At 37.9% G+C, this 13,808-nt stretch carries 17 protein-coding genes; 9 read left to right on the top strand and 8 right to left on the bottom strand.

Going from position 1 to position 13,808, the window contains the following annotated elements:
- Positions 1–491 precede the first annotated feature (491 nt).
- Positions 492–1,736, bottom strand: coding sequence for a glycosyltransferase (locus tag DRW42_RS08515; RefSeq protein ID WP_113948409.1), 1,245 nt, complete (start codon positions 1,734–1,736; stop codon positions 492–494).
- Between the two features lie 95 nt (positions 1,737–1,831).
- On the opposite strand from DRW42_RS08515, the gene DRW42_RS08510 reads away from it, so the two are divergent.
- Positions 1,832–2,413, top strand: coding sequence for a MiaE family protein (locus DRW42_RS08510; protein WP_113948408.1), 582 nt, complete (start codon positions 1,832–1,834; stop codon positions 2,411–2,413).
- A 41-nt stretch (positions 2,414–2,454) separates the two neighbouring features.
- On the opposite strand, the gene DRW42_RS08505 is transcribed toward DRW42_RS08510, so the two are convergent.
- Genes DRW42_RS08505 through DRW42_RS08490 form a run of 4 tightly spaced genes read right to left on the bottom strand, consistent with a single transcriptional unit; the run spans position 2,455 to position 5,434 of the window.
- A complete protein-coding gene (locus tag DRW42_RS08505) occupies positions 2,455–3,546 on the bottom strand; it encodes a DUF3810 domain-containing protein (protein ID WP_113948407.1) in 1,092 nt (363 codons plus the stop codon).
- Positions 3,547–3,552: 6 nt separating this feature from the next.
- A complete protein-coding gene (locus DRW42_RS08500; RefSeq protein ID WP_113948557.1) occupies positions 3,553–3,810 on the bottom strand; it encodes a Txe/YoeB family addiction module toxin in 258 nt (85 codons plus the stop codon).
- Between the two features lie 55 nt (positions 3,811–3,865).
- Positions 3,866–4,066 carry a DUF2683 family protein gene (locus DRW42_RS08495; protein WP_113948406.1) on the bottom strand — a complete coding sequence of 67 codons (201 nt, stop codon included), beginning with the start codon at positions 4,064–4,066 and terminating at the stop codon, positions 3,866–3,868.
- Positions 4,067–4,099: 33 nt separating this feature from the next.
- Positions 4,100–5,434: a dihydroorotase gene (locus DRW42_RS08490; protein WP_113948405.1), complete on the bottom strand. Its 1,335-nt coding sequence runs from the start codon at positions 5,432–5,434 to the stop codon at positions 4,100–4,102.
- Positions 5,435–5,642: 208 nt separating this feature from the next.
- On the opposite strand from DRW42_RS08490, the gene DRW42_RS08485 reads away from it, so the two are divergent.
- From DRW42_RS08485 to DRW42_RS08470, 4 genes are all read left to right on the top strand, one after another.
- A complete protein-coding gene (locus DRW42_RS08485) occupies positions 5,643–6,989 on the top strand; it encodes a DEAD/DEAH box helicase (protein ID WP_113948404.1) in 1,347 nt (448 codons plus the stop codon).
- Entirely contained in the window at positions 6,989–7,261 is a 273-nt protein-coding gene (locus DRW42_RS08480; RefSeq protein ID WP_113948403.1) for a hypothetical protein, read from the top strand. The genes DRW42_RS08485 and DRW42_RS08480 overlap by 1 nt, the downstream gene beginning before the upstream one ends.
- A gap of 100 nt (positions 7,262–7,361) precedes the next feature.
- A complete protein-coding gene (gene gldC, locus DRW42_RS08475; protein ID WP_113948402.1) occupies positions 7,362–7,697 on the top strand; it encodes a gliding motility protein GldC in 336 nt (111 codons plus the stop codon).
- Positions 7,698–7,840: 143 nt separating this feature from the next.
- Complete coding sequence (locus DRW42_RS08470; protein WP_113948401.1) at positions 7,841–8,239, top strand: hypothetical protein; 399 nt, start codon at positions 7,841–7,843, stop codon at positions 8,237–8,239.
- Here DRW42_RS08470 and DRW42_RS08465 read toward each other — a convergent pair.
- From DRW42_RS08465 to DRW42_RS08455, 3 genes are read right to left on the bottom strand one after another with little or no spacing between them, the layout of a single operon-like run.
- Positions 8,236–8,745 (bottom strand): lipocalin family protein, encoded by a 510-nt coding sequence (locus DRW42_RS08465; RefSeq protein ID WP_113948400.1) that lies wholly within the window; start codon positions 8,743–8,745, stop codon positions 8,236–8,238. The two genes, DRW42_RS08470 and DRW42_RS08465, sit on opposite strands and share 4 nt — an antisense overlap.
- 57 nt (positions 8,746–8,802) lie before the next feature.
- Positions 8,803–9,189: a cupin domain-containing protein gene (locus tag DRW42_RS08460; RefSeq protein WP_113948399.1), complete on the bottom strand. Its 387-nt coding sequence runs from the start codon at positions 9,187–9,189 to the stop codon at positions 8,803–8,805.
- A 21-nt stretch (positions 9,190–9,210) separates the two neighbouring features.
- Positions 9,211–9,690, bottom strand: coding sequence for a methylated-DNA--[protein]-cysteine S-methyltransferase (locus DRW42_RS08455; protein ID WP_113948398.1), 480 nt, complete (start codon positions 9,688–9,690; stop codon positions 9,211–9,213).
- A gap of 362 nt (positions 9,691–10,052) precedes the next feature.
- On the opposite strand from DRW42_RS08455, the gene DRW42_RS08450 reads away from it, so the two are divergent.
- From DRW42_RS08450 to DRW42_RS08435, 4 genes are all read left to right on the top strand, one after another.
- Positions 10,053–10,718 carry a heme exporter protein CcmB gene (locus tag DRW42_RS08450; RefSeq protein ID WP_113948397.1) on the top strand — a complete coding sequence of 222 codons (666 nt, stop codon included), beginning with the start codon at positions 10,053–10,055 and terminating at the stop codon, positions 10,716–10,718.
- A gap of 300 nt (positions 10,719–11,018) precedes the next feature.
- Entirely contained in the window at positions 11,019–11,681 is a 663-nt protein-coding gene (gene ccsA, locus DRW42_RS08445; RefSeq protein WP_113948396.1) for a cytochrome c biogenesis protein CcsA, read from the top strand.
- Position 11,682: 1 nt separating this feature from the next.
- The gene (locus DRW42_RS08440; RefSeq protein WP_113948395.1) at positions 11,683–11,901 is read left to right on the top strand and encodes a CcmD family protein; all 219 of its coding nucleotides are present in this window, start codon (positions 11,683–11,685) and stop codon (positions 11,899–11,901) included.
- Positions 11,902–12,342: 441 nt separating this feature from the next.
- A complete protein-coding gene (locus tag DRW42_RS08435) occupies positions 12,343–13,764 on the top strand; it encodes a Glu/Leu/Phe/Val family dehydrogenase (RefSeq protein ID WP_113948394.1) in 1,422 nt (473 codons plus the stop codon).
- Positions 13,765–13,808: the final 44 nt, after the last annotated feature.

The raw sequence follows: 13,808 nt of genomic DNA, 5'->3' as shown, positions 1-13,808 counted from the left end.
GATGGAAGGATCGGCATTCATACCATCGGGTTTATTTAACAATGTTTTGTGTTGTAAAAAGACGGAGGTCGGATGTCTGAGGACGGAAGATATGGTGTTGCAGAAGATAAGAGCCGAAAGACTTTAGACTGATATTCGTTTTTGATTTGGAAATGAATGGTTTGGTAATTCTTCGGATTCGGCAGCCCCGCTGTCCCTCCTGCCGATGAAGGATCGGCATTCGTACCATCGGGTTTATTTAACAATGTTTTGTGTTGTAAAAAATCGGAGGTCAGTGTTCGAGAGTCGTAAGATTTGGTGTTGCAGAAGATGGGAGCAGAAAGACTTTAGACTGATATTCGTTTTTGATTTGGAAATGAATGGTCTGGTAATTCTTCGGATACGGCAGCCCCGCTGTCCCTCCTGCCGATGAAGGATCGGCATTCGTACCATCGGGTTTATTTTTAGTTTAAAACATCATATCTTCGGACCTCTGACTTTCGGACTTCGAACTAAAGACCCCGAACTCCAAACTTATTTTTCTCCTCAATCCACAAACTCATGTATTTCGTGCTCTGCGCAGTGTGGTGGTTTAAAATCTGTCCGAAAAAGTTGTTTTGTCGGTGTGTGTTTAAGTCAGAAACTAATTTTTCTACTTCCTTTATAAACTCATCTTCAGAATATTTTGCAGAATATCGCCGATTGATGATTTTTACACCATTTTGTTGGGCAATTTGCCATGTATTTTTGTCTTCGTATAGTGTTACGGCTTTTTCTACAAAAAGATCTAGATCATCTTCAATAATGCCATTCCACTCTAAATCACCTTTCATGGCTTCTGCACCAATAGATGTGGTAACTGATGGGGTACCCACCTGCATGGCATCTATAAATTTGCCTTTTACCCCTGCGCCAAACTGGATGGGAGCAAGCAGGATGCGGTGTTTAGCAATCGTTTCTTTTGCATCTATTGCTCTGCCTTTGATCAGGAATTTTTCGGATTTATTGTTTAATTGCAACACCTTTTGCGATGGATAAGCACCGTAGATATTCAGGTTTGCATGCGGAAGTTTTTTTCTAAGCGTGGGCCAGATTTTGGTTTTTAAAACCTGTACCGTATTCCAGTTCGGTTCATGAAGGAAATTTCCAATAAAAACAAAGTCAGCCCGGTCTTCATAAGGAAGCCATTTTTCAATATCTTCCGGGGTGATTTCTTTTTCCAGGAAAGGTAAATAGTAAATTAATGAGGCATCAATCTTGAACCGTGTTTTCAATATGTCCATCTCCACTTCCGAAATAATCAATGATAAATCGCAGCGTAAAATCGAAGCAATTTCCCTTTTGGCCGTATCAGAAAATAAATCTAAAGCTTGTTTTTTCTTGTCGCTTTGTTGTCTTGCACTTCGCAGGCAGTGTAAATCTTCGGTATCTAAAAGCCTGAGCGCATTTGGGCATTCCTGCTGCACCCGCCAGCCATATTGTTCTTCAACCATAAAACGGTCGAAGAGGACTAAATCAGGCTTCAATTCTTTTAAAAAAGTATTAAAGCTTTCATCATTAAGTTTAATTTCCTGCTCTATAACAGTGGTGCCGCTAAAATCATAACTGAAATCACTTTTAGATGCCGCTGAGGCAAAAGTAACCTGATAGCCTTTGCCCAGAAATAAATCAACCAATTGGATCATTCTCGTACCAGCCGCTGATGAAGTTGGTTCGGGCCATACAAATCCAATAATCAATAATTTCTTTGCTGTCATGATTTAAAATTTATGCAAAATAAGGGCTTTTTAATTCACAATTTTAAAACCGCGCCGATTATTTCTAATTTTGCAGCTCAATTACAGCGCACCAGATGTTAGGATTAAAATTATTGACAGACCCACGTTGGGCAAATATTGCGGAATCGAATTTAGAAGAAATTTTATCCGACCATGCCTGGTGTGAGCAAAAAGCAGCAACAAATGCGATTACGCTGATTACCCAAAATTCTGAACATCAGGATCTGGTAGATGAATTAACGGCTATTGCCATTGAAGAAATGCAACATTTCCAGATGGTAATCGAGATTATTAAAAAGCGTGGTTATACTTTAAGTCGCGAGCGTAAAGATGATTATGTTGGCCGTTTGGTAAAATTCAGCAAGAAAGATGGGAGTCGGAATATGGCTTTTATCGACCGGCTTTTATTTGCGGCGATGATTGAAGCAAGGAGTTGCGAACGTTTCAGGGTACTTTCTTTAAATATTAAAGATCAGGAACTGGCCAAATTTTACCACGAACTGATGGTTTCAGAAGCTGGTCATTACACTACTTTCTTAAATTTTGCCCGTAAATACAGCACGGATGTTGATGTGGAAAAACGCTGGAAAGAATGGCTGGAATTTGAAGGAGAGCTGATTCAGAGTTTCGGTACTAAAGAAGCGATACACGGTTAAGTGATGTAAAATGTTTTATGGAAAATGGATGATGGAGATATTTACAGCTTGATCTTCGGACTTTCTGACCTCTGACTTTCCGACTTATAAATATTCCACAGCCAGATTACAATATCCTGATAACTGTCTGTTCCTTTTTTCTGATTATTCAGTTTTAAGAAACGATCAAAAGCGGCATCCATATAACCGAACATATCGCCGTTATATTTTCTCCAAAACTCTTTTTCGGTTTTAAAATCAGCCAGGATTTGTGGTAAAAGCTTTGCACGGAGCAATTTATAATCTTCGGGCGATTTCATCCTGATTTCGAATAAAATATAACGCAGCATTTCATAATTGGCCGAGTATTGGTAATTCACATCAGGACTATTACTCGCAGTAAGATAACCAATCAGGTTGGCTTCATCCTCGTAAGCAATCCCCAGCTGATGGCCAATTTCATGGCAGCTTACATAAGGTTTTACAAAATCGGGCAGGCTCATATTCATATTGGCTTCGCCCGAAAGTGGGGCGTAATAACCTTCAATTCCAATTTTACTGATTAACCAAGGACTTAAAACGGATTTTAAGCAAGGATTTTGATATTGAAATAGCTTATTCTTTTGTGCCATAATTGTATAAGCAGCCGCCGATTTTGATTCAAGTTCATTAATGGTATAGGCTGGTACATTAACTTGCTTCAATTTTAAGGCATTGGTTTTATCAACGAAATAATTGCCGAGCATAACCAGTTCTTTAACATTATATTTTTCATTTCCTATGCCCAGCTCTTTGCTTATACTTGGCCTGCTGTAATTTAATCCCCAAACTATTTTGAAAATGATGTAAAGAATTAAAAAGAAGTTTAAAACCTGTAAAGGAATAGTGATTCTATCCTGCTTTTTTAGTGATTTTCTTCTTTTAAAAAGCCTTACGATTTTGTAAAGTACAAAGCCAATGAGTAAAACATAAATGATATCGCCAATGGCAAAAGGAAAGATAGAGGATATAAACCTTAAGGCTGAAGATATGTAAGAGTAAAAATCTGCTGAGTAATATTTCTGAACAAGAGTGGGGAATAAGCCGAAAGTATAAATTAAGATAGCGAGGCTAACTAAAATAAGCGATTTGATTGATAATGAACGTACTATCATTAACTATTAATAATGACCTCTTAGTGAATAAATATTTAAAATATCTTCTACTACATCATAAACAATCCTATGTTTTTCATTTATCCGTCTCGACCATTTTCCAGAAAGTTCGTGTTTTAACATTTCTGGTTTACCGATTCCGTAAAAAGGATGAAGCAACATATCTGTAAAAAGCGCCTGTATCTTATTTTGAATTGCTCTATTTCCGGATTTTTCCCAAAATTGGAAGTCAGTTATGGCTTTTTCATGTAATTCTATTTGCATACCCATTTTAACTAGTTAATTTGGGACGCAATAAAATGTTGGGATTAATTATGGATTATTTCCACATATTTTGAACATCAATTTTCAAACCGGGTTTACCTGACTTTCTTGATTTTTCTCCATCTAAAATTTTTTTAACAAATTCAGGATTGTATGGACTCTTTTCAGATGTAAAATCAATTTTCAAAGCCTTTATAAAAGCTTTTAAAGCTGTAAGTTGCTCTTTGTTTTTAGGATGAACGATTAATGTTTCCATGATATTTCCTTGTAATAAACAAATATAACGAATTTATCTTGCAAAAGTTAAGCGTTTTCCGATCTGATCCGTCGTGAATTTGCCATTTTGATAGGCTAAATTTCCTGAAACAAAAGTATGTGTAATACTGGCCTGGAAGGTATCTCCATCAAAGGGGCTCCAACCGCATTTATAAAAATTATTGAGTTTGGTTACCCTCCACGGATCGTTTAAGTTAACCAGAACCAAATCTGCCCAATAGCCTTCGCGGATGAAACCACGTTTTTCGATATCAAAGCAAATAGCCAGGTTATGCGCCGTTTTTTCTGCAATGCGTTCTAAAGAAATTTTTCCCTGCAAATGCATTTCCAGCAATGCAGGCAAAGCATGCTGTACCAGCGGACCGCCAGATGGAGCCTGCGAATAGGGCTGTTGTTTTTCTGCTAAAGTATGAGGCGCATGATCGGTTGCAATGACGTCGATATAATTTTCTAGCACACCTTTAAGTACCCCATTCTGATCATCTTCAGTTTTTACTGCAGGGTTCCATTTTATAAAATTTCCTCTTGAGGCATAATCCTTATCATTAAACCAAAGGTGGTGTACGCAGGCTTCGGCGGTAATTTTTTTATCTTTTAATGGCGTAATGTTATCAAATAATGTAATTTCTTTTGCGGTAGAAATGTGTAGAATGTGTAAGCGCGTTTGGTAAGTTTTTGCCAATTCGACCGCCAATGATGATGATTTATAACAAGCCTCTGCGCTGCGGATTAAAGGATGCATCTCGATGGTAAGCTCTTCGCCATATTTAGCTTTAAATTCTGCTAAGTTATGACGGATGGTTGCTTCATCTTCGCAATGTGTTGCCACCAAAATTGGTGCTTTACTAAAAATGTTTTCTAAGGTTTTTTCATTGTCTACCAACATATTTCCGGTTGATGAGCCCATAAAAACTTTAATACCGCAAACATTTTTCGGATCGGTTTTTAAAACTTCTTCAATGTTATCATTGCTGGCCCCCATGTAGAACGAGTAATTGGCCAATGAGGTTTGCGCAGCAATTTCATACTTATCAGCCAGTAAATCCTGTGTTAAAGTATTGGGTACGGTGTTGGGCATTTCCATAAAAGAGGTTATTCCTCCTGCTACCGCCGCCATACTTTCAGTAAAAATATCGGCTTTGTGGGTTAAACCCGGCTCACGAAAATGTACCTGATCATCAATCATTCCCGGTAAAAGGTATTGTCCTTCTGCGTTTATTTCCTGCGCTCCGGTTTCGGATAAGTTTTGACCAATTTTGGCAATTAATCCATCTTTTATCAATACATCAGCAACAATTTTCTGTCCTTCATTTACAATTGTAGCAGCTTTTATCAGGTAAGTATTCATGGTTTCAAAGGTAGTAATTTAGTGTTTATTTTGCGAGTATCAAGTCGCAAGTATCAAGGTTTTGAGCTTAGAAATAATTATAAAAAAGAGTTTGCAAGTAGATTGGTCTGTATTACCGGGCTTTAATGGTCTTTAGATTTGCGATTGGCTTCAAACCTTCTGCCTTATACCTTCAAACCCTCAACCTTAATCACTATCTTTGTGCGCTATGGCAAAATCGTTCGAAGAATTTAAGTTAAACAGGCAAATTTTAAATGCAGTTGCCGACGCAGGTTATACCGTTGCCACACCGATACAGGAAAAAGCAATTGCGCCGGTATTATCTGGTCAGGATATTTTTGGTATCGCAGAAACGGGTACGGGAAAAACAGCAGCTTTTGTACTACCGATTTTAATGCAATTGAAGTATGCCCAGGGCGATATTCCAAGAGCTTTGATTTTGTCGCCAACACGCGAACTGGCCATGCAGATTGCCGAGCAAGTGAAATTATTTTCTACTTATACCGATTTACGCTCATTGGTGATTTTCGGTGGAATAGGTCCGAAAACACAAAAAGAACAGATTGCAAAAGGAGTCGATATTTTAATAGCCACGCCCGGAAGGTTCCTGGATCTATATTTGTCAGGCGATATCAATACACAAAGCTTAAAATTTTTGGTGCTTGATGAAGCTGATAAAATGATGGATATGGGTTTTATCGGCTCAATTCATCGTATTCTGGAGATTGTTCCACGTAAACGTCAGAATTTATTATTCTCGGCAACCATGAGCGATCTGGTTCAGAAAATTGCAGGCGATTTCCTGAAAAACCCGGTTGTAATAGAAGCTTCTCAGCAGGCAACCCCTGCAGCAAATGTAACGCAGGTTCTATACCATGTTCCCAATTTTAAAACTAAGATTAACCTGTTGCAGCATTTGTTGAAAAATGACGAGGCTTTTAACCGCCTTATTATTTTCTGTAAAACCAAAACCGTTGCCGATAATATTTTCAGCTTTATCGAACGCAGGTATGGTGCAGAAAATGTACGCGTAATCCATGCTAACAAGGGACAAAATACAAGAATTAACTCCATTAATAGCTTCAAAGAAGGGAATATCCGTGTTTTAGTAGCTACCGATGTGGCGAGCAGGGGGATTGATGTGAGTGATGTAAGCCACGTAATTAATTTTGATGTGCCGATTATTATTGAAGATTATGTGCACAGGATTGGCCGTACCGGAAGGGCTTTTGCCAAAGGTGATGCCATAACTTTTGCCACCGATGGCGAAAAATACTATGTCCGTAAGATTGAAAAGCTGATTCGTCAGCAGATTCCCGTTGCCGAAATTCCGGAAGGTGTTTTTATTGAAGCTACTCCTTACGAAGAACGTCAGCATATTGCAAAAGAAATAGATATGCAGAAACGTAAGGAAGATCCTGATTTTAAAGGGGCTTTCCATGAGAAAAAACATGCTGCTGCTATCGAGAAAAAAGTTAGGGATAAAGCGAAGGCAAAAGCCGGCAAAGAAGTAAAGAGTTTTAAAAAAGGTAAAAGATTCGATAAGAAAAAGTAATGAAACTTAGAATTACGCCTTTAAACATCGTTAGTGCCATTGGTTTGGGCTTGGTAACTGTAAATCTGCTTTCAGAAAAAGCGACAGCACCCCGCCAGATAAATATGAGTGGTTTTTACCTCCTTATTTTAGGTTGCCTTATTGTGGTAACTTTTATTACAGACTTAATTTTCAGGTTTACCTTAAAAGATATCAAAAGGATTTGGGTAGTTGAGTTGACATTTATTGTTATTGCTGCAATCTTGATGTTAATATTACAAAAAGTAGTATAATACAAAGGCGAAGTATTTGGTAAATTCATCATCTTTGCATCCGTAAAAATTACCGATAGAAATCTATGATATCTGTTCAATCGGTGAAATCAATATTAATATGAGAAAAGCAGAAATTAAAATAACCGTTGAGTTAGACGATAACAATATGCCGGAGAATATTCTTTGGGAAAGTACTGATGCCCAAACCACTGATAAAGTTCCGGTAAAATCCATGTTCCTGGCACTTTGGGATCACAATTACAAAAACTCAATGCGCATTGATCTTTGGACAAAAGATATGCCTGTTGACGAGATGAAACGTTTCTTCTACGAAACTCTACAAACCATGGGCGACAGCTTTTTGAAAGCCACTAACGAAACCCTTATCGTTGAAGATTTACGCGATTATTGCGCACACTTTGCCGATAAAATGGGGATTATTGAAGGACAGTAGTAATTTAGTTCATCAGTTCATTCGTTAATTAGTTATTGGTTAAGAGTTATAGGAAAGCCAAAAGTGAGCGATAGAATGATCAATTATGAACTATTAACCCCAGTTAACCAATTCAAACAATTAACCGATTAACCAAAATAAAAATGTTAGTATTAAATAAATTCAGGGCATGGTTAGGCATTTTGTTATGCGTTATTGCAGGCTTCTGTCCGATATTAAAAGTGCCGATTAAAGGTAACTGGAACTTGTACCAATCTGATGCGCGTTTATTTATGATTACTTATGCCATTATCGCCATTTCGGTATTGTTTCTGTTCATTAGAAAAGTAGGCGCGTTTAGGTTTATGAGTTTTATAATGGCAATCTGGTATATTTTAGCTGTTGTTGCTGTTTATTTTACTGCGAATAATTATACAAAATACGGTTTTGCCAATAAACTAATCGGTAAAGTAGTTCATTTCCAATGGGGATGGATTGTACTTTTGGTTGGTGTAATATTTATGCTCTTCAGCGTTAAACGCGGAGAAAAAATTACGGCTTAAACTTTTTCGTGCAATTGTGAAGTAAGTTTACCCACTTCATATCCTTTTGCCTTGCACCTGGCCACTATTTCATCATGGGTTTTCTTCGGCATCGTCTGACTGCGGCTCATGATGAACAAAAATTTGTGATCAGGGTGACCAACCACTACATAAGAATAATCATCGGCCAGTTCGATAATCCAGTAATCAACCTTTATCGGCCAGATAAACTGTGCCTGTAACTCTCCGCTATCGCCGCTTTCTGATGGGAACATTTTTGAATTTCTCGAATAAACTTTTTCATCTCCTGGCTTTTTGTAGGTGGTAAGCACATTGTAATAGCCATCTTTGTTTAAGGTGTATTTTGTTGTGGTTTCGCGGCTGCCTTTATCGAAAATTGTGGGTATAGAATATAACGAATACCACGTTCCGGCGTATTTTTTTAAATCCAGTTTAGCCACCGGAACATTTTTTTCCATAGGCAGGTAGCTTAAAAGAACAAACAGGAGGGAGCAAATCGTTTTCATAATATCTCAGGTTTTGATATTATTTACGAATTTGAGCTGATCCCGGTTTTAAGAGTGTTAGTCTATTGTAAAATAGTCGTCTGTATCTTCATCTAAAGGGATGTAAATCCTTTCCCATTCATTGCCATCTACAATTTCCCAGGTGTGGCCTTCGCCTGCGGTATCATTGGCGATCAGCACAATCCCCGGTTCAATAATAAAAGTTTCGCCATTACTTACCGTAAATTTAAGTCTGCCTTTCAGGGTAATTACATACTGTCGTCGTGGTGCAGGGTGGGGAATTTTTTCAAGGGTAGATACATCTGTTTGAGCAAAAAAGTAATTTGCATTAATGTGTTGGCGGATAGGGATTTTTCCGGTTTCGAACGAACATTTGTCCCCTTCGATATTAATTAAACGGATGGCTTTTAAATAATCTGGTGTTCCGGCTTGATCTGTATTCATCTGCAAAAAAAAAGTATAGTTTTAAAATTTTAATTCTGTTTGTCCTTGTTGGGTAACTTCGCGTTCGTGCTGCAGCAGCCATTGTTTACGCCATAATCCGCCTGCGTAGCCTACCAGTTTACCATTACTGCCAATTACCCTGTGACAAGGAACGACAATGGCAATGTTGTTTTTTCCATTAGCAGATGCTATTGCACGGATCGCTAAAGGTTTATGTGCCGAAAATTTGGCGTAAGAAGTGGTTTCGCCATAAGGTATAGCCAATAAATTCTGCCAAACTTCCTGTTGAAATTCGGTTCCTTTCTGTTTCATCGGGAAATCAAAATCGCGAAGGTTTCCGCTAAAATAATCATTTAACTGGTTGGCAACGTTTATCGTGAGTTCGTTTTCGGATAAATCTGAAATATCTTTTTCTTCAAAAGTTACAGCATGTACAAATTCATCATCAGCCAGGATGGTTATATTGCCAATTGGTGTTTCTATAACTGATGCGTAGTTCATATTATTATTGCTTTAACCACAGATTCACACAGATGAACACAGATTTGTTGTGCATGTTGTTTTCTTCGCATTTCTATGCCTCCGTGGCCAATTAAATTATATGCCGTTTATGCTATTGAAAATATCAGTGTTTATCCTTTTTATCTCCCGAAAGATCGGGACAAGTTGTGGTTAAGATTTTCTCCGTGTTTCTGTGTCTCCGTGGCTAATTAATTTTGTGCCGTATATGCCATTAAAAAATATCTGTGGTTAAGATTTTCTCCGTGTTTTCTATGTCTCCATGGCTGAAAACCGTTAACAAAATTACAACAATACAACAATAAAGCCATCCAACAATAGCGCAATTATTTATCTTTGCGGTTATGCAATTGGCCAAAGAGGTTAAATATTTAATTCACAAGGAAGTATTATTAGAGTGGCGCTCCAAATATACCATTAACGGTGTACTGCTTTACGTGGTTTCTACTATTTTTACCTGTTACCTTTCTTTTGTAAGCCTTGGCGATAAATTAACCTGGAACGCCTTGTTCTGGATTATTATGCTTTTTGCCTCCATCAATGGTGTTTCGAAGAGTTTTTTACAGGAAACCAAAGGACAACAGCTTTACAGTTACATTCTGGCTAGTCCGGCTGCGGTTCTGATTTCTAAAACGGTTTACAATACGCTCCTCATGCTGGTACTTACCACCATCGCATTGGGCTTTTATACTTTGGTTTTCGATTCTTTTACCCCGCCTGATATGGTGCTGTATTATGTAGCGGTGGTATTGGGCAGTATGAGTTTTTCTACCGTATTTACCATGGTTTCGGCTATTGCAAGCAAAGCGGGTAACGGCGGTATGTTAATGGCAATATTAAGTTTTCCCATCATTATCCCTGTACTGATCCTTTTAATTAAATTAGCGAAAAATGCAGTTGATGGCTTGCCATGGGAGAATAGTTACGATGAAATAGCGATGTTGCTGGTGGTGAATGTACTCATGGTGGCAACCTCTTTATTGTTATTTCCTTACCTTTGGAGGGATTAAATTTAATGGGAGAAGGAGTGAATGAGAGGATGATTGAATGACTGAATGAGAGATGGATTGAATGGGAAAAGGATTAAATGATTGAATTAGAAAATGATTGAATTGTAGAATGCTCATTCAAAATTCACTCATTCAAAATTAAATAATTAGAATTAAATTGAAGGATTTAATGAGGGAATGATTGAATGGGAAGGGCATTCAAAATTTAAAAAAGTAATAGCATTAAAAAGTGATTGAATGATAAAGTGGAAGGTAACATTCAAAATTCAATCATTCAAAATTCAATAATTAGATATACGTATGCATAAAACCTGGTGGAAAATTTTAGGTTCAGGTCTGGTAATTTATACTGCAATTGCAGGTTTGTTGCTGGGCGTACCTCATTTACCTATTTTAAACGAAACAATCCGCAACCTGTATTTTCATGTTCCGATGTGGTTTGCCATGATCGTACTTTTTTCAATATCTGTTTTTTACAGTGTGAAATCGCTAAGCAGTAAAAGCGAAATAGATGATATCAAAGCAGTAGAAAGTGTAAACGCAGGTATTATTTTTGGTATTTTGGGTTTAATAACCGGTGCAATCTGGGCTAAATATACCTGGGGACAATTTTGGAGTTTTGATCCTAAACAAAATTTTGCAGCCATTTCCATCTTATTGTATTTTGCTTACCTCATCCTCCGCAATGCAATAGATGAAGAACAGAAAAGGGCGAAAATTTCGGCCATTTATAATATTTTTGCTTTCCCGATGATGGTGGTGCTGCTTTTTGTGTTACCCCGTTTAAAAGATTCGTTACACCCTGGCAATGGTGGTAACCCTGGTTTTAACAGTTACGATTTAGATAGCCTTATGCGCATGGTGTTTTACCCGGCATGTTTAGGCTGGATATTAATCGGCTACTGGGTGTATACCATCCGTTTCAGAATCCGTTCAATAGAAAACAAACAACAACATAACTAAAATGAAGAAGATATTTTTCTCCCTGATATTATTGATGGCCACCATGCAGTTATTTGCACAGGATAATGGCGTAGAAATGGCTGACAGTCTTCGCAGCAGCGGAAAAATTTACGTTGTTGTAATCTGTATTGTAATTATACTGATTGGCTTGCTCGCCTATCTTTTCTCGATTGATAAGAGGTTAAAGAAAATCGAAAAAGAAAACCATATCGAAAAATAGTTTTATAAGGATCGTTCATATCATGCTCCGGATTTAATTTTCAGAAAGTGATCAAAATAGGCTTGATCACTTTTTTTGTGCCTGAGGTTTTGATGGGAAATTTACAATATTCATAATTTCGAAGCTGTTTCGGTAGTTGTTTTAATGAGTGTTGCAATAAAATGCCCTTGTGGATATTTTTTTTATAATTTTTTTTAGGTCGGGATAACTGAAATTAAACCTATAAAAATGGTCGTTTTAATCAAGCTCATAAGTCAATATATCTACGTTTAAACAGGTTTAAATATTGTTTTTAGACAACTTTATACATTCGGTATAAAAACAGCCCCAGCGCCAAAACAGGGTGGTGTGAGCTGTACACTAAGTCTTTTTGCATTTGGATATGTGCAGTTTTTTTAGGCAATTTTGTACCGAAAACTTATTCAATATAAAAAATAAATAATGGCTAATCTAGCAGACGAGAACAAGTTCTTTGCAGATGTTTGTAAGAACTTTGACAGTGCGGCTCAATTCACCAATCATCCCGAAGGTTTATTGAACCAGATTAAAACATGTAATAGTGTATATCGTTTCCAATTCCCAATCCGCCGCGGAAACGGTTTTGAAGTAATTGACGCCTGGCGTGTAGAACACTCTCACCACATGAGCCCTACCAAGGGTGGTATCCGTTACAGCGAAATGGTTAACGAAGACGAAGTGATGGCGCTTGCAGCTTTAATGACCTACAAATGCGCAATTGTTAACGTTCCATTTGGTGGTGCAAAAGGTGGTATTAAAATCAACACCAAACAATACAGTGTTGCCGAGTTAGAAACTATTACCCGTCGTTATACTACAGAATTAATTAAGAAAAACTTTATCGGTCCCGGTATTGATGTTCCTGCTCCTGATTATGGATCGGGCGAACGCGAAATGAGCTGGATTGCCGATACTTATATGACCATGAACCCGGGTCAGCTTGATGCTTTGGGTTGCGTAACCGGTAAACCAATTGCTTTGCATGGTATCCGTGGACGTAAAGAGGCTACAGGCCGTGGGGTTGCTTACGCCGTACGTGAGTGTGTTGAAGTTGCAGAAGATATGGCTAAAATTGGTTTTAAAGCTGGTTTAGGCGATAAAAGAGTAATTGTACAGGGATTGGGTAATGTAGGTTATCACTCTGCTAAATTCCTTGCCGAATTTGGTGCTACCATTGTTGGTTTATGCGAATTTGAAGGTGCCATTTACAATGCCAACGGATTAAACGTTGATGAGGTTTTTGCTCACCGTAAAAACACTGGTTCAATCTTAGATTTTCCGGGTGCTACCAGCTTCAAAAACTCGATGGAGGGTTTAGAGCAGGATTGCGATATCATTGTGCCGGCGGCTTTGGAAAATCAGTTTACTGAAGAGAATATTCGTAACATCAAAGCAAAAATTATCGCTGAAGGTGCCAACGGACCAACTACGCCAGAGGCAGAAGCTATTTTTACTGAAATGGGTGGTATTATCATCCCTGATATGTATTGTAACGCCGGTGGTGTAACAGTTTCTTATTTTGAGTGGTTGAAAAACCTTTCGCACGTGGCATTCGGACGTATGGAGAACCGTTATGCGGCTAACTCAAACGCCAACTTAATTGCTACTTTAGAAAACCTGACCGGTAAAACCATTCTTCCTGAACACCGTTTAATGATTGTTAAAGGTGCATCGGAAATGGAACTGGTAAACTCTGGTTTGGAAGATACCATGATCCATTCTTACCACGAGATCCGCGAAACATTGATGACCAAACCCGGCACGCAGACTTTAAGAACTGCTGCTTTCGTAAATTCAATTGATAAAATTGCGGTTTCTTATATGAACTTGGGCGTTTGGCCATAAGCTTATAATTTGTCATCCCGAGCTTGTCGAAGGATAACAGTTTA

It is taken from the genome of Pedobacter miscanthi (assembly GCF_003315595.1).
Taxonomy (GTDB): domain Bacteria; phylum Bacteroidota; class Bacteroidia; order Sphingobacteriales; family Sphingobacteriaceae; genus Pedobacter; species Pedobacter miscanthi.
The sequence above is the reverse complement of the archived record's forward strand: the minus strand, read 5'-3'. Positions and strand labels throughout refer to the sequence as shown.